At 68.5% G+C, this 21,809-nt stretch carries 24 protein-coding genes; 17 read left to right on the plus strand and 7 right to left on the minus strand.

The window, feature by feature from the left end; genetic code table 11:
• The first annotated feature begins 42 nt into the window (after positions 1–42).
• From DFJ67_RS25435 to DFJ67_RS25465, 7 genes are all read left to right on the plus strand, one after another.
• Complete coding sequence (locus DFJ67_RS25435) at positions 43–570, plus strand: SigE family RNA polymerase sigma factor (protein WP_116070318.1); 528 nt, start codon at positions 43–45, stop codon at positions 568–570.
• Complete coding sequence (locus tag DFJ67_RS25440) at positions 567–1,661, plus strand: hypothetical protein (RefSeq protein WP_116070319.1); 1,095 nt, start codon at positions 567–569, stop codon at positions 1,659–1,661. The genes DFJ67_RS25435 and DFJ67_RS25440 overlap by 4 nt, the downstream gene beginning before the upstream one ends.
• Positions 1,662–1,743: 82 nt before the next feature.
• Positions 1,744–2,028 (plus strand): GlsB/YeaQ/YmgE family stress response membrane protein, encoded by a 285-nt coding sequence (locus tag DFJ67_RS25445; RefSeq protein WP_116070320.1) that lies wholly within the window; start codon positions 1,744–1,746, stop codon positions 2,026–2,028.
• Positions 2,029–2,272: 244 nt separating this feature from the next.
• A complete protein-coding gene (locus DFJ67_RS25450; protein ID WP_116076642.1) occupies positions 2,273–3,700 on the plus strand; it encodes an MFS transporter in 1,428 nt (475 codons plus the stop codon).
• An 82-nt stretch (positions 3,701–3,782) separates the two neighbouring features.
• Entirely contained in the window at positions 3,783–4,658 is an 876-nt protein-coding gene (locus tag DFJ67_RS25455) for an N-acyl homoserine lactonase family protein (RefSeq protein ID WP_116070321.1), read from the plus strand.
• Entirely contained in the window at positions 4,655–5,113 is a 459-nt protein-coding gene (locus DFJ67_RS25460) for a MarR family winged helix-turn-helix transcriptional regulator (protein ID WP_116070322.1), read from the plus strand. Before DFJ67_RS25455 ends, DFJ67_RS25460 begins: the two co-directional genes overlap by 4 nt.
• Before the next feature lie 92 nt (positions 5,114–5,205).
• Positions 5,206–6,099, plus strand: coding sequence for a hypothetical protein (locus tag DFJ67_RS25465; protein ID WP_147315598.1), 894 nt, complete (start codon positions 5,206–5,208; stop codon positions 6,097–6,099).
• Here the strand turns inward: DFJ67_RS25465 and DFJ67_RS25470 are convergent.
• The 3 genes from DFJ67_RS25470 to DFJ67_RS25480 all read right to left on the minus strand — a co-directional run bounded on the left by DFJ67_RS25470 (position 6,096) and on the right by DFJ67_RS25480 (position 7,638).
• Complete coding sequence (locus DFJ67_RS25470; protein ID WP_116070324.1) at positions 6,096–6,527, minus strand: NUDIX domain-containing protein; 432 nt, start codon at positions 6,525–6,527, stop codon at positions 6,096–6,098. The two genes, DFJ67_RS25465 and DFJ67_RS25470, sit on opposite strands and share 4 nt — an antisense overlap.
• 27 nt (positions 6,528–6,554) lie before the next feature.
• Positions 6,555–6,662, minus strand: coding sequence for a hypothetical protein (locus DFJ67_RS25475; RefSeq protein ID WP_239097454.1), 108 nt, complete (start codon positions 6,660–6,662; stop codon positions 6,555–6,557).
• A 109-nt stretch (positions 6,663–6,771) separates the two neighbouring features.
• The gene (locus DFJ67_RS25480) at positions 6,772–7,638 is read right to left on the minus strand and encodes a glutathione S-transferase C-terminal domain-containing protein (RefSeq protein ID WP_116070325.1); all 867 of its coding nucleotides are present in this window, start codon (positions 7,636–7,638) and stop codon (positions 6,772–6,774) included.
• A 173-nt stretch (positions 7,639–7,811) separates the two neighbouring features.
• On the opposite strand from DFJ67_RS25480, the gene DFJ67_RS25485 reads away from it, so the two are divergent.
• Genes DFJ67_RS25485 through DFJ67_RS25495 form a run of 3 tightly spaced genes read left to right on the plus strand, consistent with a single transcriptional unit; the run spans position 7,812 to position 10,470 of the window.
• The gene (locus DFJ67_RS25485; protein WP_116070326.1) at positions 7,812–8,786 is read left to right on the plus strand and encodes a MetQ/NlpA family ABC transporter substrate-binding protein; all 975 of its coding nucleotides are present in this window, start codon (positions 7,812–7,814) and stop codon (positions 8,784–8,786) included.
• Positions 8,787–8,789: 3 nt separating this feature from the next.
• Complete coding sequence (locus DFJ67_RS25490; protein ID WP_116070327.1) at positions 8,790–9,809, plus strand: methionine ABC transporter ATP-binding protein; 1,020 nt, start codon at positions 8,790–8,792, stop codon at positions 9,807–9,809.
• 1 nt (position 9,810) lies between these two features.
• Complete coding sequence (locus DFJ67_RS25495; protein ID WP_116070328.1) at positions 9,811–10,470, plus strand: methionine ABC transporter permease; 660 nt, start codon at positions 9,811–9,813, stop codon at positions 10,468–10,470.
• A gap of 15 nt (positions 10,471–10,485) precedes the next feature.
• Here DFJ67_RS25495 and DFJ67_RS25500 read toward each other — a convergent pair whose 3' ends face one another.
• Positions 10,486–11,643, minus strand: a complete 1,158-nt coding sequence (locus tag DFJ67_RS25500) for an ROK family transcriptional regulator (protein WP_170215976.1) — start codon at positions 11,641–11,643, stop codon at positions 10,486–10,488.
• Positions 11,644–11,805: 162 nt separating this feature from the next.
• Here DFJ67_RS25500 and DFJ67_RS25505 point away from each other — a divergent pair, with 162 nt between their 5' ends.
• Genes DFJ67_RS25505 through DFJ67_RS25525 form a run of 5 tightly spaced genes read left to right on the plus strand, consistent with a single transcriptional unit; the run spans position 11,806 to position 18,831 of the window.
• Complete coding sequence (locus tag DFJ67_RS25505; RefSeq protein ID WP_116070330.1) at positions 11,806–12,897, plus strand: sugar ABC transporter substrate-binding protein; 1,092 nt, start codon at positions 11,806–11,808, stop codon at positions 12,895–12,897.
• A 39-nt stretch (positions 12,898–12,936) separates the two neighbouring features.
• Positions 12,937–13,617: an ATP-binding cassette domain-containing protein gene (locus tag DFJ67_RS25510; RefSeq protein WP_239097453.1), complete on the plus strand. Its 681-nt coding sequence runs from the start codon at positions 12,937–12,939 to the stop codon at positions 13,615–13,617.
• The gene (locus tag DFJ67_RS25515) at positions 13,614–14,798 is read left to right on the plus strand and encodes a sugar ABC transporter permease (RefSeq protein ID WP_116070332.1); all 1,185 of its coding nucleotides are present in this window, start codon (positions 13,614–13,616) and stop codon (positions 14,796–14,798) included. Before DFJ67_RS25510 ends, DFJ67_RS25515 begins: the two co-directional genes overlap by 4 nt.
• Positions 14,795–15,682, plus strand: coding sequence for an ROK family protein (locus DFJ67_RS25520; RefSeq protein WP_116070333.1), 888 nt, complete (start codon positions 14,795–14,797; stop codon positions 15,680–15,682). Before DFJ67_RS25515 ends, DFJ67_RS25520 begins: the two co-directional genes overlap by 4 nt.
• A gap of 38 nt (positions 15,683–15,720) precedes the next feature.
• The gene (locus tag DFJ67_RS25525) at positions 15,721–18,831 is read left to right on the plus strand and encodes a glycoside hydrolase family 2 protein (RefSeq protein ID WP_116070334.1); all 3,111 of its coding nucleotides are present in this window, start codon (positions 15,721–15,723) and stop codon (positions 18,829–18,831) included.
• Positions 18,832–18,941: 110 nt separating this feature from the next.
• On the opposite strand, the gene DFJ67_RS25530 is transcribed toward DFJ67_RS25525, so the two are convergent.
• The 3 genes from DFJ67_RS25530 to DFJ67_RS25540 form a co-directional block, all read right to left on the minus strand.
• The gene (locus DFJ67_RS25530; protein WP_116070335.1) at positions 18,942–19,286 is read right to left on the minus strand and encodes a nuclear transport factor 2 family protein; all 345 of its coding nucleotides are present in this window, start codon (positions 19,284–19,286) and stop codon (positions 18,942–18,944) included.
• A 3-nt stretch (positions 19,287–19,289) separates the two neighbouring features.
• The gene (locus DFJ67_RS25535) at positions 19,290–20,207 is read right to left on the minus strand and encodes a hypothetical protein (RefSeq protein ID WP_116070336.1); all 918 of its coding nucleotides are present in this window, start codon (positions 20,205–20,207) and stop codon (positions 19,290–19,292) included.
• 95 nt (positions 20,208–20,302) lie between these two features.
• Positions 20,303–20,593, minus strand: coding sequence for a putative quinol monooxygenase (locus tag DFJ67_RS25540; protein WP_116070337.1), 291 nt, complete (start codon positions 20,591–20,593; stop codon positions 20,303–20,305).
• 170 nt (positions 20,594–20,763) lie between these two features.
• Between DFJ67_RS25540 and DFJ67_RS25545 the strand changes: the two genes are divergently transcribed.
• Positions 20,764–21,222, plus strand: coding sequence for a hypothetical protein (locus DFJ67_RS25545; RefSeq protein ID WP_147315599.1), 459 nt, complete (start codon positions 20,764–20,766; stop codon positions 21,220–21,222).
• On the plus strand, positions 21,180–21,782 hold the full coding sequence (locus tag DFJ67_RS25550; RefSeq protein WP_239097452.1) for a DUF6348 family protein: 603 nt from the start codon (positions 21,180–21,182) through the stop codon (positions 21,780–21,782). Before DFJ67_RS25545 ends, DFJ67_RS25550 begins: the two co-directional genes overlap by 43 nt.
• Positions 21,783–21,809: the final 27 nt, after the last annotated feature.

A 21,809-nucleotide genomic window follows, 5' to 3' on the forward strand; every position in this document is an offset into this window, starting at 1 on the left:
GACTCCCCAACCGCTAACGGCTCGACGTCGATCGGATCAGGTATGCGTGGCCGCGACGATGAGTACGCCAAGTTTGTCCGAGCCAGGAGCCTTGCTCTGCTCCGGTCGGCCTACCTGCTCACCGGTGACCAGCACCTCGCGGAAGACCTGGTGCAGGAAGCCCTGGCGCGTACCCATCGGGCCTGGTCGCGGCTCCGCGAGACGGGCAATGCCGAGGCGTACGCCCGGCGGACCATGTATCACCTGCAGGTCTCCGTGTGGCGGCGGCGAAAGGTGACCGAGGTGCTGCCCGGCGACCTCCCCGAACCACTGGACCGGCACGGCCACGACGACGCGGAGTCGATCGCCCGGCGGATGACCGTCGAGCGGGCGCTGCGTTCGCTCAGCGCACGGCAACGCGCCGTCGTGGTGTTGCGTTACTTCGAGGACCACACCGAGGTCGAGGCGGCCGAGACGCTCGGCGTATCGGTGAGCACCATCAAGACCCAGACCACCCGTGCCCTCGAACGGCTGCGCAAGCTCGTGCCGGAGCTCACGGATTTCCGGACCACCGAAGGGACCGGAAGATGAACGACGACGACCTCCTGCGCGACCGCCTCCGGCAGATCGGCGACCAGGCGGAGCCGATCGACTTCGTCGACCGGTCGCTGGCGCGCTCGAAACGGATCGGCCGCAACCGCAAGCTCATCTCCGGGGCCGCCCTGGTCGCGGTGCTGGCGTTGGCCGGCGGCGTCACGTGGCAACTCGGCCCGCGTGGGACGAACCAGTCCACGCCCGCCGTCATCCCGTCAATAGCACCGTCCTTCACCGACCTGCCGCCTACGTCGCCCCCTCCGTCGCCGTCCTCGTCGAGCTCCGAGCCGGTGGCCGAGTCGATCACCGGGCCGTTCTACTACGCGGATTCCGATCGGTTGGTGCGGTTGACTTCCTCCGACGTGAAGGTGGTGCTGCCGGCGGGTGCCTATAGCGCGAACGTGTCGCCGGACGGCGCCCGGATCGCTTTCGTCGACGAGCGCGGCAATGTGGTGGTGACCGATCGCAATGGCCGTCAGCCTCGCACGGTGGCGCGTGGCGCCATCACTGCCGGCTATGAGCCGGCGTGGTCGCCGGATTCCACGAAGTTGCTGGTCGGGAAGGGCGGCGAGGGCGTGGTGGCGATGGGGATCGTGACGGTCGCGTCGGCGACGTTCACGCCGCTGCGGCACCAGCCTCCGGACGCGTTCCACTTTCTATGGTCGGCCGATGGTGAGCATCTCGCTTATGCGACGGGTTCCTGTGGGATCGGGGTGGCTGACGCCGATGGTGGGAATGCCCGTCTGGTGCCGGGGTTCGGCGGTCAGCGGCATAGCTGTGACCCTTACAGCGTCTCGCCGGACGGCGGGTTGGTCGCGGTCAACCTGCGCACCGGTGACCAGCCTGACGGTGACATCGGGCGGGACCTGTTCGCCAACGCGCTGATCGACACCCGCACCGGCCGGAACGTCAGCCTGCCGGTGAGCGGTGAGATCACCGCGATCCTGTTCGAACCCGACGGGGACCTGCTCGTGCGGACCCGCGACGGCCGACTCACGCTGCTCGCTCCCGACCACACCGTCAAGGCCCACCTCACCGAACCAGCGACCGTCAGGGACTTCGATCTCCTCGTACACACTCCCAAGTGATCCGTCTGGTTTGGCTTGTCCGCGCGACGGGAAATTAGCCGCCGTCACGCAGTGACAATGAACCCCCCGAGGAGGAACGGCCATGACCGCAGGTGGAATCATCACCGCACTGATTATCGGTTTGATCATTGGTGCGCTGGGGCGTCTGGTCGTGCCCGGCCGCCAGAACATCCCGTTGTGGCTGACGCTGGTTATCGGCGTCGTCGCGGCGCTGATCGGTTCCGCGATCGCGCGGGCCGGTGGCTTCGCCGACACGGACGGCTGGATCGACTGGCGTGAGCTGCTTCTGCAGATCGTGCTCGCGGCTGTCGGTGTCGCGCTGGTCGTGGGCTTCGCCGGCCGCGGTCGGCGCAGCGTCACCCGCTGATCGGTTCTATCGATGCCCCGGCCAACGGCCGGGGCATCGTTCTGTCGGCGGGCGGACGTTTAGTAGCGATTTCGCCCCACTCGTGGATGTATGCGCGGTAATTTAGCTGGGACGCCTGAGCCGGGTGCAAATTCGGCACCAGCAGTGAGGTTCCCAATTGAGCGCCGAAGCCCCCGGAGTGGTCGAGCCTCCACTGAGGTCGACGCGCGGTCCGCTGGCCAGCCATTACCCCGCCGTGGCGACAATGGTTGTCCTTGCCCTGATCCCTTATCTGGTGCTGTCGGCCGCGCTGGGTCCACTCCAGTCGATCCTCATGGACCAGCTCCACATGAGCACCCAAGAGGTCAACCTCGCGCTGGGCCTGGCCAACGCCGGGTACGCGCTGGGCACGGTGCTGTCCGTGCAGCTCGCGCAGCACCTGCCGCAACGCCGGATGCTGACCATCTACGCCGTCGTACTCGTGGCCGGGTCCGTCCTCGCCGCGTCCGCGACCGGGCCGGTCATGTTCATCGTCGGGCACGTGCTGCAGGGCCTGTGCACCAGCCTTCTGCTGATCGCCGCCGTGCCGCCGTTGGTCACCGGGTTCCCGCCGTCGAAGCTGCGCATCACGGCCGTGATCCTGAACCTGTCGATCTTCGGAGCGGTCGCGTTGGGACCGCTGATCGGCGGCGTCCAGGCCGACTCCAACGCCTGGCGCCCGTTGTTCTGGATCATCGCGGGCATCTCGATCCTGGCGCTGATTCTGGTGGTGCTGACCTTCGAGGACTCGCCGCCGGCCGACCTCACCTCGACCCGCTCGCCCGTCGCGGTGGGACTGGCCGCGACCGGCTGTGTGGCCGCCTTCTACGGCGCCGCTGAGCTGCTCACCCGCGGCACCATCGAAGCCAGGACCCTGGGTCCGCTGATCGGTGGCGTCCTGTTGATCGTGTTCCTCCTGGTCCAGCAATACAACTCCAAGCGCCCGCTGCTGATCCTGCGTCCGCTCACGACCACCATGCCGGTGGCCGGGATCGTGGTCGCCATGTCCGCGGCCGCCGCCTCGGTGTCCGCGATCACGCTGACCAGCGTCCTGCTCGCGGACCGCTACTCGGCCCTCAAGCTGGGACTGCTCTACCTGCCCGAGTTCGGCGGAGCGGTGATCACCGCGATCCTGTTCGCCTGGCTGTTCACCACGCGGGCGCTGCACTACTTCGCGCTGGCCGGGCTGCTCGCCCTCTGCGCCGGAGTCGCGCTCGTCGCCGCCGCCATTCCACCGAGCACCATCGTCACGCTGATCGGGACGGGCCTGGTCGGCATCGGCGTCGGCGCCTCCGTCACCCCGGCGCTGTTCATCGCCGGCTTCTCGCTGCGCAACGCCGCCCTCCAGCGGGTGTTCGCGATCATCGAGCTGCTGCGGGCGGTGGCCGCGTTCATGATTGCGCCGATCCTCGTCTACATCGCCACGAACGTCGGGTCGAGCCCGACATCGGGCATCCGCACCGCGCTGTGGATCGCCCTCGGCCTGTCCGGTGGCGGCACGTTGCTCGCGGTCTCGCTCTACGTGCTCGGCGGCGTGCGCCCGCCGACCCCGTCGCTCGAGCGCTGGTTCGGCGGCGGGTCCGGTTGGTACTCCCCGCCGCTGTTCGCGGCGGTCCGCCGCGGCGTTCCCACGAAAGAGCCGAGCCAGAGCTAGTCAAAAGGTCACCCGGACCCCCTTCCCAGCGGCGATGGATGTCGTGTAATCTAATGACACGACATACGAAAGGACTCCCGCCATGAGCTCAGATCCGATCCGCCGCGTCTCGGTGGTCAGCACCGGCTCCGTCGAAATCCACCCCGAGCACGTCGGGCCGACCTGGAAGCCGCTCTACCTCTGGCTGTTCACCTCGCAGCGGTGGACCGCGCCCCGGCCGATCAACGCCTACGTCATCGAGCACCGTGACGGCCTGGTGCTGTTCGACACCGGCCAGGACCGGGCCTCGGTCACCGATCCCCAGTACTTCCCGGCCGGCTTCAACGGCGTCGTCTACGACCGCCTCGCGAAGTTCGCCATCGAGCCCGACCAGACGCTCACCGCCGGCCTGGGCTCGCTGGGCTACGACATCGCGGACGTGCGCACCGCGGTGCTGTCCCACCTGCACCAGGACCACATCGGCGGGCTGCCCGAGCTCCGGCACGCCACGGTCATGACAACGCGCGCCGAATGGCGCACCATGCGGCGACCACTGCCCGAGTCACGCGGCTTCCTGCGCTCCCACATCGACCTGCCGGGCCTGCGCTGGCAACAGATCGAGCCGGAACCGATCAGCGACCCCGGCCTGCGGCCGTTCACGGCCGGCCACGACCTGTTCGGCGACGGCAGCATCGTCCTGCTGCCCACCCCCGGTCACACTCCGGGCTCGCTGTCGATGCTGGTCCGCCGCCCCAACCACGCACCGCTGCTGCTCGTCGGCGACCTCACCTACGACGCCGACCTGCTCCGTGCGGGAAAGATCCCCGGCGCTGGCGATCGGCGCCGGATGCGCTCTACCGTCGGCATGGTGAACGCACTGCGCCAACGCCACCCCGGGCTCACGGTCCTGGCCGCACACGACCCCAACGCCGCGACCCTGCTCGCCGGCGCGGCCAACCCCATGGTCGAGCGGCCATGACACCGGCCGAGGAGCTCCGCTACCTGATCCTGGCCATCCAGCGCGAGGGCAACCGCCTCTTCGCCACCGACCTTCGCCCACTGGACCTGACCCCATCGCAGGCGGAAGCGTTGCGCGTGCTGGCCGACCATCAGCCGTTGACGCTGACCGGGCTGGGGGAGTTGCTCGTGTGCGAGACGGGCGACAATCCGAGCAGGCTGGTCGACCGACTCGTCAAGGCCGGTCTGATCAACCGGGAGCCCGACCCGGCTGATCGGCGACACGTCACCCTGACCCTCACCGAGGCCGGCGGTCGGCTGGCGCGCGAGGTCGCGGTGGTGGAGGCGCGCCTCCACCACACCATCGAGACCCTTGTCGACGGGCAGCCCGTGCAGGAGACCATCACACTGCTGCGAGCTTTCGCCGACGCGTTCCCGGCGGGCCAGGCCCTGGCCCGCCGCCGCGAACGCCGATAAGGCGAACTGTCCGAACATCGTCAGTCCGTGGCAGCGCTCTCGACACGACAAGTCTATCTAGATAGAGTTCCGCCGTGATTCGGGAGGCTGACGTGACACGCAGAGCCGATTACACGGTCGCCGGCGTCGCAGCGGGCGCGGTGATGGTCGGGCTGAGCTGGCATCCCGGATCGGCCAACCCGGCCGTCCCGGCGGGCCGGGTGACGATGGTCGTGGTTGTGCTCGTGCTGGCGGTGCTGCCGTGGGTGGCTCGCCCGGTGTTCGGGCCGGTCGCCGACAAGCGGGCCGTCCGGGTCGTGCGCGCCGCCGGGTATGTCGCGGTGTATTGCTTCGTGCTGGTGATGGCCGGCCTCTCGCGCTTCGCGGGCAGCCGGTTCGACCACTTCCAGGCGTTCGACCAGCGCAACTGGGAAGCCGACATGCGCAGCGGGGCCGTCGTCAGCGCGGTGGTCATCGTTGTGACGATCGGTGGCTACGCGGCCGCGATCCTCATCGCCACCGCACGCCGCACCCGGGTCATGCCCGCGCAGCTGACCGCCGGCGCCGGCTTCGGGGCAGGCGCCGCCGCGATCACCTACGCGCTCATGCCGCTCGGCAATCGCCTGCACCTTGCGAATGGCTGGCTGGCGGCCGGTTACACCATCGTCCTGTTCGCTGTGCTGCCGGCCGGATTCTGGGCAGCGGGACGGCTGGGCGGCAACCTCGGCGGGCTCTACGCGGGCGGCGCCGCCGCGTTGGTGCTCAGCGTGTTGACCATCGGCACCATGCTCGCGTTCCCTGGTCACGTCGATCTGATCTGGGCCAACCCGGACCCCAACGTCGCACACAGCACCCCCTTCGAGGTGCGCATGAGCGTCGGCGACACAGCTATCAAATACCAGCTCGGCCTGTTCGTGCTGCCGCTGGTCGGGATCGTGATCGGCGCGCTGGGCTGGTCCGCGACCACGCAACGCAAGCCGGCGCCTGCCGTGTCGCAGCCGGTCTAACCGACGAAGGGTCTGTCGTGGCGATGGCTCGCGTCGCGCAGCACGGGCACGTCCGGCGCGAACAGCGGCGCCGGGAGTCGATCGAGCGGGAACCAGCCGAGTTCCGTCGCTTCGCCGTCTGGCGTAGCCGTCCGGCTTCCTGGCCGGCCCAGGAACACCGCGCCGACGAACTGCACGACCGCGCCGCTCGGGTAGCGATGGGTCTGGGTCGCCGGATCGCTGTAGACGCCGAGCAGACCGTCCAGCTCGATGTCCCAGCCGGTTTCCTCAAGGCATTCGCGGCGGGCTGCCTGCTCCCAGGTTTCGCCGGGTTCCAGGCCGCCGCCGGGTATGCCCCAGGTGCCTTCGCCGTCGCGGCGGATGAGCAGAACCCGGTCGCGCTCGTCGAGAACGACCACGCCGCAGGTGACTCGAAGTTGGCCGGTCATGGGTCCGATCCTGCCGGACGGGCGAAGCTAGGGTCCGTAGGGCTCGTCTCCGCGCAGGGTGATGCGGTGCATGACCCGGTGCGCGCTGCCGTAGTCGCGGTTGGCGTAGTGCGCCGTGCTTCGGTTGTCCCACATCACCACGTCGCCGGTGCGCCAGCGGTGGCGGACGAGGTGCTCGGGTTTGGGTCGCGCCAGGCGGCCGGATGCCAGCCGGCCCCATCGAGGGCGACCGCGAGGTGCAGCGTCACGCGCTCACCGCCGTCCAGTCGGGTAGCTCGACGCCCGGCAGCGCGAACGAGGAGAAGTCTGTGGTGTCGCGGAAGGCCGGGATCGTGTAGAGGCGCCGGGCGTAGGCCCACAGGTGCGGGAACTCGTGCAGGCCGGGATGGATCGCGCGCTGGGCGTTGGGCCCGACGTCGTAACGGACAAGCGTCACCCAGAGCCGGATGTCGGCGAGCGTCACCGCGTCGCCGACCAGGAACGGCTGACCGGCGAGCCGTTCGTCGAGCCGGGCGAAGGCGTCGAGGAGCCCGGCCCGGGCCCGGGCACCCTCCGGCCCGGCGGTCGCCGCGGCACCGACGCCGTGGTTGACCGAGGGGCCGATCCACTCGTCGAGCGCGTCGATCTCCGGACGCTGGCCGGCCGGGTAGACGTCGACGACCGGGCGTCCGAACCGCGTGGCCAGATCCAGTTCGATCGTGGGGTACGCGTTGCTGACCAGTTGTCGTTTCTCGCGGTCCCAGAGCGCGGGCACCGACACCAGCCCGGCGAACCCGGGCTCGGTCGCCTGGTATGCCTCGCGGAGCAGCGTGAACCCGTTGACCGGGTCGGGACCGTAGCGTTCCCGGAACGCCCATCCTCGGCCGTCCCGCGCATTGTCCACGTAGGACACACTGACCGTGCCGGTGAGGCCGGTGAGGGCGAGGGTGATGGTGATGCGCTGCGACCAGGGACAGAACCAACCGGCGTAGACGTGGTAGCGGCCCGGCTCGGGCGGGAACGGCCCGTCGGCGGCGATCCGCCCGGTGAAGCGATAACGGGTGCCGGACGTGTCGAACGAATAGTGACCGTAGGTCGCGACATCGACGGGACTGGCCAGGGGCAGCGCCATGAGCACCTCCGCGAGGACCGGAGCAGTCAGCCTACTAATCCTACTGACTTACTAGGCTATGGTCTAGTCGCCAACGTCTCGCGTCCGAGTAGACATGAAACACATTTCACCTATCGGATATGTAGGTTATCGTGACTGCTTCCTGAGCCCGTTTCAACTTCCGGAGCAGTGTGATGTCCTCGTCGACACCGTCCGATCCGCAGCAGCCAGCGCCGGCCGACCAGCCTGTGCTGCCCACCCGCAAGCGCAGCCGCTGGCCCTGGTTGGCAGCGGCCGCCGTGGTCGTCGTCGCGGCCGGTGTGATTACCGCGGTCGTGGCCAACCGTGACGATTCCAGCGCCACGAGTGACGCGCAGACCGTGCGCATCGGGGTCACCGACGCTTCCGAGCCGTACTGGAAAACGTATGTCGACCTGGCCAAGCAGCAGCTGAACGTGACGGTCACCCTGGTCAACTTCAGCGACTACAGCCAGCCGAACCCGGCGCTGAAAGAGAAGCAGATCGACCTCAACCAGTTCCAGCACATCCAGTACCTGGCCAACTACAACGCCACCGCCGGCGACGACCTCCAGCCGATCGGGGCCACCGCGGTCTACCCGCTGCCGCTCTACTCGCTGAAATACAAGGCGCCGGCCGAGTTGCCGGCCGACGCCAAGGTCGCGATCCCCAACGACGCCATCAACCAGGCCCGTGGCCTGCTGGTGCTCCAGGCGGCCGGGCTGGTCACGCTGAAGGGCGGTGGCTCGGCCTTCTCCAGCACGTCCGATGTGGAGACCAAGAAGGTCGACGTGGTGACGCTCGACGCCTCACAGACCGCCGGGGCGCTCCAGGCCGGCTCCGTGGCCGCCGCGATCGTCAACAACAACTACGCCACCAGCGCGAAGCTGGCCAAGACCGCGGTCCTCTTCCAGGACGACCCGGCCAGCACGAGCGCCGCGCCCTACGTCAACCTCTTCGTCTCCCGGGCCGCAGACAAGGACAACGCGACCTACCTCAAGCTGGCCGAGCTCTACCACGACCCGAGCGTGGAGCAGGGCGTCCAGACCTCCAACGGCGGAACCGCCGTCTTCCGCAAGGTGCCGCCGGCCGACCTCCAGTCGCTGCTCAAGACGGTGCAGGACCAGGCCGTCGCAGCGGGCAAGAAGTAGGCCATGACGCACGTACGCCTGGCCGACGTCACCAAGACGTTCGCCCGGGGCCGGGTCGCGGCGCTGGACTCGGTCAGCCTGGATGTCGCCAAGGGTGAGGTGTTCGGCGTCATCGGCCACTCCGGCGCCGGCAAGAGCACGCTGATCAGACTGATCAACGGCCTGGAAAACCCGACGAGCGGTCAGGTGTACGTGGGCGGCCAGGAGATCACCGCCCTGCGCGAACGGGACCGCCGTGCCGTACGCCGGGATATCGGGATGATCTTCCAGCAGTTCAACCTGTTCCGCTCGCGTACGGTCGCCGGCAACGTCGCCTACCCCCTCAAGGTGGCCGGCGTCGATCGTGCGGAACGCGACCGGCGGGTGGCCCGGCTGCTGGACTTCGTCGGGCTCCTCGACCGCGCGCACGACCATCCAGAACAGCTTTCCGGTGGCCAGAAACAACGCGTCGGCATCGCCCGCGCGCTGGCCACCGACCCGTCGCTGCTGCTGGCCGACGAGGCCACCAGCGCGCTGGACCCGCAGACCACCGCCGAGGTGCTGGGTCTGCTCGGCCGGGTCAACCGCGAGCTGGGCGTCACCATCATGCTGATCACCCACGAGCTCGACGTGATCCGCGCGGTGGCCGACCGGGTCGCGGTGATGGACCGGGGCAGGATCGCCGAGACCGGCACGGTGTACGACGTGTTCGCCAACCCGCAAACCCCGGCGGCCGCCGATTTCGTCCGCGGAGCGCTGCGCGACCGCCCGTCGGCGCAGACCCTGGAACGGCTGCGCCGCACGCACAGCGGCCGGATCGTCAGCGTGGCGGTCCGCGACCGCACGGGGTTCCAGACCGCCCTGGCCAAGACCTTCCTCGCGCACAACGTGGCCGCCGGCATCATCTTCGGCGGGATCAGCGAGCTACAGGAACGGGCGGTCGGCAGCCTCACCTTCGAGCTGACCGGCCCGGACGCCGGCATCGACGCGGCGTTGGCGGCACTGCGCGCCGACGGCGTCGACGTGACCGAGGAGGAGGCCTGACGTGGACGAGTTCATCACCAACCTGCCGATCTTCCGCCAGGCGATCGGGCAGACGCTCTACATCGTCGGGATCTCGGTCGTGGTCGGCGGGTTGCTCGGCCTGGCGCTGGGCCTGGTGCTCTACGCGACCAGGCCGGGCAGCCTGATGGCCAACCGCGCCGTCTTCATCACCGTCAACATCCTGGTCAACATCGTCCGGCCGATCCCGTTCGTGATCTTCCTGACCGCCATCCAGCCCCTGATGCTGCACACGATCGGCACCACCATCGGCACCAACGCGGTCACCTTCGCCCTGTCACTCGCGGCGGCGTTCGCGGTCAGCCGCATCATCGAGCAGAACCTGCTGGCGGTCGAACCGGGCGTCCTCGAGGCAGCCCGCGCTGGCGGCGCCCGCCCGATCAGCATCCTGCTCACGGTCGTCGTCCCCGAGGCGCTCGGCCCGGTGATCCTGGGCTACACCTTCATCTTCGTCGGCGTGGTCGACATGTCGGCCCAGGCCGGCCTGTTCGGCGGCGGCGGCCTGGGCGATTTCGCGGTCACGTACGGCTCGCAACGCTACAACTGGCCGGTCGTCTACATCACGGTCGCGACCATCATCGTCATCGTCCAGGCTGGACAGTTCCTCGGCAACGCACTGGCGCGCCGAGCCCTGCGCCGCTGACATATTCCAGGCGCGTCAGCCGGTCGCCGCCACGGTGCGGTCGAGCACCAGGTCGCGGGCGGCCGTGACGCCGACGGCCACCGCGCCGATGAGGACGGCGTCGGCGCCGAGGGTCGATACCTCGATCCGTGGGGGTTGCAGCGCCACCAGGTGGTGTAGGCGGTCCTGGACCGGGCCGATCAGCAGGTCGCCGCCCTGCACGCCGACGCCGCCGCCGAGGACGATGAGTTCCAGGTCGAGCACCGCGGTCACCGCGGCCAGCGCGTGTGCGACGTGGTTGACCTCGACCTGCACCGCGCGTCGGGCGGTCGGCTCGCCGGCCCGGGCGGCGTCGAAGACCTCCTTGGCGCTGGTCGCACCCGCCCAGCCCAGCCGCCGGGCTGCCGCGACGATGCCGTCAGCCGATGCCACCGTCTCGAACATGCCTCGGCGGGCGGCGGTCGGGTCGTCCTGCAATGGGTCGCCCTCGCCGATCGGGAGGTAGGAGATCTCGCCGGCGCAGCCCCGCGAGCCGCGGTAGAGCTTGCCGTCGATCACGATGCCCATGCCGGTGCCGGTGCCGATCGACACGTAGGCGAAGTGCGCGACCTCCCGGCCCAGGCCGTAGGTCGCCTCGCCGACCGCGGCCAGGTCGACGTCGTTCTCCACCAGGAAGGGCGACGGCGACACCGCCGTGAACCGGTCGACGGCGCCGGGCTGGTCCCAGCCGGGCAGGTTGGGCGCGAGGTGCAGCGCACCGGTCTCTTTGTCATGGATGCCGGGTGTGCCGAAGACCGCCAGGGTGACGTCGGCGCGGGCGATGCCGACCTGCGCGGTCAGCCGGTCGGCCAACTCCGTCAACTGGGGGAGCAGGTCCGTCGGATGCGGGCTGCCGGACGGGTGGTCGATCCGGGCGACGATCGTTCCCGCCAGGTCGGCCAGCACGAGCCGGACGAAGGCCCGTCCGATGTCGACCGCCAGCACCCAGCCCGCCTCGGGGCGGGCCTCGTAGAGCAGCGCGGAACGGCCCGCCGGTCCCGCGCGCAGCCCGACCTCGCGCACCAGCCCGGCGCGGCCGAGGTTGCTGAGAGCGACCGAGATCGTTGGCTTGGACAGGCCGGTGGCCTGGGCGAGCTCGGGCCGCGACACCGGACCCAGCCGGAAGATCTCGCCGAACACCGCCCGCTCGTTCATGACCCGCAACATGCTCGTCGTGCTTGCGGTCTGGTGAGTCGGCACCAGATCACGTTCTCACACGGGTTCGTAAAGGTCCAATACGAATTTCGTTAGACACCTTGCTAAATGGCGAGGGCGGGGTGCATTCTGCTGGCCTGAACCTCCAACGAGGGGTACCCCATGAGACCTAAGTGGTTCCTTGTCCTACTGAGCACCGCGTTGCTGGCCGCGGCCGCGGGCTGCGGCAGCGGGTCGGATTCGGATTCCGGCTCCGACACGCCGGCGAAAGATGCGCCGACGATCGCGCTGTTCCTACCCGAGTCCAAGACCACGCGTTACGAAGCGTTCGACCGGCCGCTGTTCGAGGCCAAGGTCAAGTCGCTCTGCGCGACCTGCAAGCTGGTCTACAACAACGCCGACCAGGACGCCGCCAAACAGCAGCAGCAGTTCGAGGCGGCGCTCGCGCAGGGCGCCGACGTGCTGGTGCTCGACGCCGTCGACGCGGCTGCCGCGGCTTCGCTGGTCAACCAGGCGAAGCAGAAGAAGGTGCCGGTCATCGCCTACGACCGGCTGATCTCCGGCATCTCCTACGAATACTACGTGTCCTTCAACAACGTCCGGGTCGGTGAGGCGCAGGGTCAGGCGCTGCTGGACGCCCTCAACGCCAAGGGGACGACCGACAAGGGCAAGGTCGTGATGATCAACGGTGCGCCGACGGACCCGAGCTCCGCGGATTACAAGAAGGGCGCACACAACATCCTCGACGGGAAGGTCCAGATCGGGCGCGAGTTCGACACGCCGGACTGGAGTCCCGACAAGGCGCAGCAGCAGATGGAACAGGCCATCACCGCGCTCGGCCGCGACAACATCGTCGGTGTGCTCTCGGCCAACGACGGCATGGCCGGCGGCGCCATCGCCGCCATGAAGCGGGCCGGCTACACCACGTTGCCGCCGATCACCGGGCAGGACGCCGAGCTGGCGGCCGTGCAGCGGATCCTGACCGGCGAGCAATACATGACCATCTACCTCGACATCCGCAGCGAAGCCGAGAAGTCCGCCGAGCTGGCGGTCGCGCTGAGCCAGGGCGAGCAGCCGCCTGCGACCACCAAGGTCAACAACGGCTCGGCCGACATCCCCTCGTTCCTGCTCGACCCGATCGCGGTGACCGCTGACAAGGTCAAGGACACCATCGTGAAGGACGGCTTCTACAAGGCCAGCGAGATCTGCACCGGCGCTGTGGCCGCCGCCTGCGCCGAGGCGGGAATCCAGTAGATGTTCGCAGCGCGAGGAGTGTCAAAACGGTTCGGTGCGGTGCGGGCTCTCGACGCGGTCGACCTGGACCTGAGCGCGGGCGAGGTCGTCGCGCTGGTCGGCGACAACGGCGCCGGCAAGTCAACCTTGATCAAGGTGATTTCCGGTGCCGTCTCCGCGGACGAGGGGCGGATGGAGCGCGACGGACTGTCCGTGCAGATCAACAACCCGCATCAGGCCAGGAGCCTCGGCATCTCCACCGTCTACCAGGACCTCGCGCTGTGCGAGAACCTCGATGTCATCGGGAACCTGTTCCTTGGCTCGGAACGACGACGCTGGTCGCTGTTGCGCAAGATTGAGATGGAACGGACCGCACGGGAACTACTGTCCTCATTGGACGTGCGGATCCAGGACATCCGGGTGCCGGTGGCGATGCTCTCCGGCGGCCAGCGTCAGTCGGTCGCCATCGCCCGGGCGTTGGTTGGCGACCCGTGGCTGGTCATCCTCGACGAGCCGACCGCCGCGCTCGGTGTCGAGCAGACCGCGCAGGTGCTGGACCTGATCCGGCGCCTGCGCGATCGCGGCCTGGCCGTGCTCGTCATCTCGCACAACCTCGCCGACGTGCGCGCCGTGAGCGACCGCACGGTCGTGCTGCGGCTGGGCCGCAACGCCGGCGAGTTCCGAACCGCCGACACCAGCCCGGAGACGATCGTGGCCGCAATCACCGGAGCCGCAGCGTGACCACATTAGCGAAAGCCATTCGCTGGCCAGGTCGCTCGGCGGACCGGGCCACCCGGCCCGGTGGCGTCGGCAGTTGGCCGGTCGTCCTGGGACTCGTCGTCATCGCGATCGTGTTCGGCTCGCTCAACGAGCAGTTCCTCTCCGCCGAGAACCTCACCAACCTCGCGCTGCAACTCGCCGCGACCGGCACGATCTCGTTGGGCATCATCATGGTGCTGCTGCTCGGCGAGATCGACCTGTCGGCCGGTTCGGTCAGCGGGTTGTGCGCGGCGGTGCTGGCCATCGTGCACGTCCGGCATGGCCAGTCCGCCCTGCTCGCCGTCGTCATCGCCCTCGGCCTGGGTGCGGTGATCGGCCTCGTGCACGGGGTGATGTTCACGCAGCTGCGCATGCCGTCGTTCGTGGTGACGCTGGCCGGCCTGATCGGCTGGCAAGGGCTGCTGCTCTACGTGCTGGGCCGGGGCGGCACCATCAACCTCCCGTTCGACGGCGCGATCGCCCGCCTCAGCGACACCTGGCTACCGCCATGGGTGAGCTGGCTGATCGTCGTGCTCATCGTCGGCGTCGTCGCCACGAGCGCCGTGCTCAACAGGCGGTTGCGCCGGCGTGCCAGCCTGCCGCTGTCACCGCTGAGCGGCTCGGCGCTGCGCATCGCCGGGCTCGCGGTGCTGCTCGGCGCCGCCGTGCTCGTGTTGAGCGCAGACCGCGGCGTACCCCTGCTGCTGGTCATCTTCGGCTCGTTGGTCGTCGCTCTCGACCTGGTGCTGCGCAACACGGTGTTCGGGCAGTGGATCTACGCGATCGGTGGCAATGCGGAGGCGGCGCGGCGGGCCGGCATCCCCGTCACCCGGCTGCGGATCGTGGCGTTCGTCCTGGCGTCCACATTGGCCGCGTTCGGCGGTGTTCTCGCGGCCAGCCGGCTGGCCGCTGTCAACCAGAGTTCCGGGGGCAGCGACACCCTGCTGATGGCGATCGCCGCGGCGGTCATCGGCGGCGTCTCGCTGTTCGGTGGGCGGGGCCGGCCATATGCGGCACTGCTCGGCATCCTGGTGATCCAGTCGATCACCAACGGGATGCTGTTGCTCAATGTGGACTCGTCGATCCGCTTCATGGTCACGGCGATCGTGCTCGCGGCGGCAGTTGCCATCGACTCGCTGTCCCGTCGAGGCAGTGAGCAGTGACGGCGGCTCAAGTCCTCGGCATCGACTTCGGCGGCACCAAGGTCGCGCTGGCCACGGCCGACGAGGGATGGTCGCCGGCGGTCTCGTCGACCCGGCTGCGGATCCCGACGAGCGGGAGTGCCGAGGAGGTGGTGCGGCGGTCGCTGGAGGCCGCGCAGGGCATGGTCGCCGCGCCGGTCGCCGTCGGAGTGTCCACCTTCGGCGTCGTCCGTGGCGAGCGGATCCGGCTCGCACCCAACGTGCCGGGCTGGGAGGGGCTCGAGCTGCCACGGCTGATGAAGGACGCCTACGGCGACACACCGGTTGTCATCGACAACGACGTCAACGCCGCCGCCGCGGCCGAGTTGCGCTGGGGAGCGCTGCGCGGCGTCGACGTCGGCATCTACATCAATCTGGGTACGGGCCTCGCGGCGGCGCTGGTGGTCGACGGCCGCGTCGTCCGTGGCGCGCACGGCGCCGCCGGTGAGATCGGCTACCTGCTCGACCCCACCCGCGACACCAGCTTCGCCGACGGCCACGCGCCGCTGGAGGAGTTGGTGTCCGGCAGCGCGTTGGCCAGCCAGGGCTCGGCACTGGTCGGCCGCCCGGTGGCCGCCGCCGAACTGTTCACCATGGTCGGCGACCCGCGGGTGGACGCGCTCATCGACGAGGCGCTGCGGACGCTGGCCCAGGCCGTGGCCAACCTGTGCATCACCCTCGACCCGGCACGAGTGGTCATCGGCGGCGGAATGATGGGCGCCGCCGAGCGCATCCTGCCCCGAATCGCCGCCCTGCTTCCCCGGGCGGTTCCGTTCCCGCCACAACTCGCCCCGGCAACGTTCATCGACGACGCGCCGCTGCTCGGCGCACTCGCACTGGCTGTCGAAGCGGTCGGCGTCAGATAGCCACCATCCCCCTGCCCGGTGAAGGAGGGTACCCCCCGATGAATCGAAGATTCACCGTTGCACTGGCCCTACCCCTCGTCCTCGTCACCTCTCTGCTCACATCCGTCCCGGCGACGCCCAGCAGCGCGTCGTCCAACGTGGAATCGTCGGTCGACCTCGACGGGAAATGGCAGGTGCAGAACAGCACCAGCACCCCCGACACCGGCGACCTCATCTCCCGGCGCACCTATTCGCCGCGAGGCTGGCTGCCGGTGCACACCAACGACGCGCATGCGGTCGGCAGCGTCGTCGCGGCACAGTTGCAGAACATCCCGCCGGATGACCAATGCGGCGCGAACAACATCTTCTACTCCGAGAACCTCACGGCGTGTCAGGGAGAGCAACCCGACGCGCACGGCGTTCCCAACGACCAATACAACGTGCCGTGGTGGTTCCGCACCGAGTTCAGCGCGCGCGGCGGCGCCGACCGCAACGTGCTGCTCGATGTGCGCGGCATCATGGGCCAGGCCGACCTGTGGGTCAACGGCGTCCAGCTCGCCACGAAGGATGTCATCCAGGGCTCCGAGCCCACCTACACCTTCGACATCAGCGACCTGGTGAACGGCAGCGGCCCCAACGCGCTGGCCTTCAAGATCTACCCCAACAACCCGGGTGAGATGCTGACCCAGGACTTCAACGACTGGACGCAGGCCGCACGCGACCAGAACACCGGCATCAAATACCCGATCCGGCTGCACCAGTCGGAGACGTTCCGGCTCGACGACGCGCACGTCGTGCAGGCCAACGCCGCCGACCTGAGCAGCTCCGACCTGACGGTCAAGGGCACCGTGACGAACACGTCGAGGAAATCCGCGACCGCCACCGTCAACGCGACCATCACCGACCCGCAGGGCAAGCACCCGATCAACGTGCGTAAGACCTTCAGCCTGAAGGCCGGCGAGAAGCGAGACGTCGTCTTCGACCCGAGCACCGATCGCGACCTGCACGTCAAGCACCCCCAGCTCTGGTGGCCCTACCAGATGGGCGACCAGCCGCTCTACAACCTGTCGATGAACGTGGCGCGGAACAAGAAGGTCTCGGACTCCTACCGGACGGCGTTCGGGATCCGGACCATCGACTCGTGGCTCTCGGCGCCGGGCAGCCAGGCCTACGACGGCTCGCGCTGGTTCGCCATCAACGGCAAGCCGTTCGTCTTCCGCGGCGGCGGGATGATGGACCAGGACATGTTCCTGCGCTACTCGAAGGACAACATCGAGACCCAGATCCAGCTCATCAAGTCGATGGGCCTCAACGGCCTGCGGCTCGAGGGAGACGACCAGCCCGACGACTTCTACGAGCAGATGGACCGGGCCGGGCTGCTCATCTACGGCGGGTTCCTGTGCTGCAACTACTGGGAAGAAGGCTCCCGCTGGACCGCGAAGGACGAGGAGACCAACTACCGCACCGCGGTGGCCCTCGGCACCCAGCAGCGCAACCACCCCAGCGTCGTCTTCTACAGCTGGAGCGACAACGTACCCTCGGCAAGTCAGGAAGCGGGTGTCCTGAAGGGATTCAAGGAGACCGACTTCACCGTCCCGGTGATGGCCTCCGCGGAATACAAGTCCACCGACACCCTCGGGCCGTCGGGGATGAAGGAAGGCCCCTACAACTGGTTCCCGCCGAGCTACGCCTACAGCTCCAACTGCAAGGGCCGCACGGGCAACGATCCGTGCACCAGCGGTGAGTTCGTCAACCGCGGTGGTGCGTGGGCGTTCCAGACCGAGTCCAGCCCCGGATCGACCATCCCGACGCAGGACTCGCTCAACCGGTTCATGACGCCGGCCGACCAGACCGCGATGGTCACCTCGCCGAACCTGGCGAACTTCAACTCGGGACGGGGCGAGCAGAGCAGCGGCACCAGCTACTCGAGCTTCCAACACGTCGGTGTGCTCGCGACCGCGATCTGCCAGCGTTACGGCACGTGGACGGCCAACCCGGTCACCTGCCCGACCAACCCGCCGGGCGCCACGGGTCTCTACAACGACAACCCGAGCGTGGCCGACTTCGTCCGCAAGGCGCAGGCCATCAACTACGAGACGGTGCGGGCCCAGTTCGAGGCCTACCTCGACCACTCGACCAGGACCGACTCGCCCTCGACCGGGCTCGTCTACTGGATGATGAACAAGCCCATGCCGAGCCTGCTCTGGAACTTGTACGGGTATGACTTCGACCAGGCGGGCACCTACTTCGGAGCCAAGAAGGCCAACGAGGCCCTGCACGTCTACTACGCCTACCCGGCACCGGAAACCGACCCCGACAACCGCACGGTGGGCGTGTCCAACCTGACCGGTCAGACCCAGAGCGGCCTGTCGGTGAGCGCGAAGACCTACGACATGCGCGGCAACGTGCTGACCACCCAGAACGCGTCGGGCATCACCATGCCCAGCCAGGGCGTGATGAACCAGCTCCTGACCGTTCCGAACCCGACGCTGCCCGACGTCAACGGCACGCCGCAGAAGACCTACTTCCTGGAGCTGACCCTCAAGCGGGGAACGCACGTGGTCGACCGCAACGTCTACTGGCTGTCGACGATCAACGACGTGCCCACCTACACCGGCAGCGCCTACCCCAACCTGTCCACCTACGGCGACCTTCGCAACCTGCAGAGCCCGACGGCCGACCCGGCCAACGGCCTGCTGCCCGACACGAAGATCCAGGCCAGCGCGGTCACCCACCGGCAGTCTGGGCTCTCCGGCGGGCAGGACACCGCGACCGACGTCACGCTGACCAACAAGTCCGACACCGTGGCGTTCATGGTGCGGGTCGACGTGCACCGGGGGCGCGGCTCGACCGCCGGTTCCGGTGACAGCCAGGTCAGGCCGGCCACCTACAGCGACAACTACGTGACGCTGTGGCCGGGACAATCACAGACCATCACCGAGACGTACGCCGCGGACGAGCTCGGCCGGCAGGACCCGGTCGTGACCATCAGCGGTTTCAACGTCGCGACCACGACCATCGCTGGCAACTGCCACTGCGTCGCCAAGGTCGGGGCCGAGAACCTCGGCACCGCCAACGGGCAGGCCGCTGCCGGGAACGCGATCCCCGGCCCGGCCAACACCCCGGAGACCATGGCAGAGCTGAAGGGTCGGGTAACGGTCCAACCGTGACCCCTCCATGCTGAGAAAGCGGCGGCCGCCCAGCGCGGCCGCCGCTCTGGCTTGACCGGATGGCTTGACCGGGTGGCGATGATCGATGAACGGCGATCTGGGGGGCCCCTTCAGATCGCGGGTTCGTAGAAGAACGTGCGGCGTTGGCAGACGCGGCCGTCGCGGAAGGCATACCAGTCGGCGAACCGCACGTCGACGGGCTGGCCGCCGCGGGTCGTGCCGGTGAACTCGCCCCAGCAGAAGCCTTGCGCGTCGTCGGCGAGGACCCTGACGAGACGGTGCTGTCCGGTGGCCACGATCCGCGTCATCCGGTAGAACGTCAGCCACTCGTCGACGCCGCGGATGGTCGGGTAGCCGGGCCGGTCGTAGACGACATCGGGCGTGACCAGGTCGCCCAGCGCGGGCCAGTCGCGGCGGTCGACGGCGTGGAGCAGGGCGGAGATGAGGGCCGACATCGGCTACTCGAGGTCACCGGGTTGCAGCGGACGCCGCCCGGTGCGTTCGAGCATCTCGAACCAGTTGACGAACCGCGGGATCAGGATGCCCTGCGGGTCGGTGATGACGAAGATGCCCAGCATCTCCTCCGCGTCAGGGTCGTGTGCGTCGGTGGCATGCTGGTTGATCTGCCAGATGATCTTCCCGCTGCTGCTGTCGGGATCCTTGACCACGACGTACGACGTGGGCAGTTTCGCCGGCACCTCGCCGATCAGGATGGGTAGCTGGGGCCGCGCCGTCATCTGCGCGGCCATCTCGCGGTAATGGTCGAGGTAGGCGGGCGTGATCAGCCTGGACAGCGGGGGTTGCCGGCTGCCCGCGGACCGGCCGTTCTTGAGCTGGAGCACGCGGTGGTAGCGGCAGTCGGTGCGGTCGATGAAATGCTTGAGGTAGTCGCGCTGGATCTGCTCGCCCTCTTCGGTGTTGGACTCGGCGAAGACCTCCACATAGGAGTTGACGGCGAAGATCTGCGCCCGGGGTGGCGCGTCGCGGATCACCGCACCGGCGGCGTCGTGCAGCTTGCGAAACTTCTCCATCGCGTCGGCGCCGCGGCCGCCGCACCGGTAATACTCGATGGAGAAGCCGATGTGCTTGTTGAGCCGGTCGATGCTGGTGCGCAACACCTCGACCTGCTGACGCGTGGCGATCAGGTCAGACTTCTCCTGGAAGCGCTCGACGTTTTCCCGAAGGTCGAGCAACAGCACCAGAATGACCGCCGCGACGACCAGCAGCATGATGTTGATAATCGAGATGTAGCGCGACGCGACCGGGCTGAACATGCTCCGCGCGAGCTCGGCGACCACGGCGACGATCACCGAAACGGCGGCCGTCGTCAGCAGGGTGGCCTTCTTGTCGGTGAACACCTGTGCCAGGCGGCTCATGCGCACTCCATTGCCGCATTCAAGCCGGCACGCGCCGTGATGGTCAATTGGCCAGGCGGGCGGTCCCGTCCGTCGGACGTTCGAGTCGCCGGCGTCTAGCCGAACAGCGCCCGCACGTCGGCGACGTCGTATTCAGCCACTGTCGCCGAGCGTATCGCTGAGCCCTGGTCGTCGCTGGGGCCACCGCTGCGGAAAGCCTCGACGGCAGCCTGCGATTCCCAGCACTCGAAGATGTTGATGCGGGCGGGGTCGACCAGGTCAGCGGTGATGCTGAAATCGAGACAGCCGGTCGCGCTGCGGGCCTGTTGGACGACACTGACACATCCGTCGAGGTAGGACCCGCGCTGCTGAGGCTCGACAATGAGGTGCCCGGCGACGATGACCATGGAGGCGGCAGGTATTCCTGATGACATCTGACCACTTTGCCACGGGCCGTGAGGTTGTGCTGAATCTCGACGAGCCGTCGGCTCCGCGGGTCCGCCATCGGTCGTTTGCCGGTCGCCTTTTCGCACCCAGGATCGGAATTCCACAGTTCATCGCGGCTCTGGTCGTCAGCGTGGCGGTGGCCGTCACGGCGACGCACACGTTGGAGAGCCGCCGGCGACAGGCGGCCGATAACGCGCACGTGGCTCTGACCGCCCTCGTCGGACCGGTGGAGTCCGGCGGCAGGAACGGACGCACCGTGACGTTGCGGGCGACGTTGACGGTCGTCAACACGGGTCCGGCCGCTGTCGTCCTCGAGGAGGTGACCGGGACGATCGGGGGGCTGACCTTCCGGTCGGATCGTTCCGCCACCATCCGACCGGGCGTGAGACGGGTTGCCGTCACCGTCACGATCGACTGTGTCAAGGGCATCCCGACCGAACCGGTCGAGGCGGTCATGAACGTCGAGACAGCCGACGGGCAAGCGCGGGTGGCGTCACCGTTGATGGTCGTGCAGGGCACATTGTGGGCCGAGGCCTCCGAGCAGATGTGTCGCTCGTTCTCCCATCCTGGGGACCGACCGGTACCCTGAGCGACCATGATCGAGTCTCGCTCAGCGACGATTACCGGCATCTGGACCTGGAGATCCTGCTGAATGTGGACCGGCCGGAGCTTCCGACGGTCGCCGATTGCAGTCTTGGTCTGGCCAGCGACCCGGTCGACGCGGCCCGGCAGGCCATCCGGGCCTGGATCGAGACCTGCCTGGTCACCGTCATCGAGGTGGTCGAGCAGCGCGGGCGGCTGGCGGACCACTTCCGGTCGGCCGACGAGGGCGGGTTCGCCGGCTGGCACGCGATTGTCGGCAGTGTGACCAGGTGGTCCCTCGACGGATCGCCGAGCAAGCAGGAATGGTTCGCTGAGGCGATGCCGTGGTCGACCCTGGCGCCGGTGATCGCCACCGGGCTCGATCGGCCGCATCTCAATGGGGTTCGCATGTTGGTGGGGCAGGGTGGTGACTACACCGAGTGCGAGGTCCGGATCAACGGGCGGCGGCACGAACCGTCTGAGGCGGCGCTCGCTGCCTTGAACTGGCCGCGCTCCGAGCGTTTCGGCCTGGCCCGGACCTTCGTGCTTCTGGTCGGCCCCGACTAGGGCCGCCCACCACGCCGCGTTGCGTAT

The organism is Asanoa ferruginea (genome assembly GCF_003387075.1).
Lineage (GTDB): Bacteria > Actinomycetota > Actinomycetes > Mycobacteriales > Micromonosporaceae > Asanoa > Asanoa ferruginea.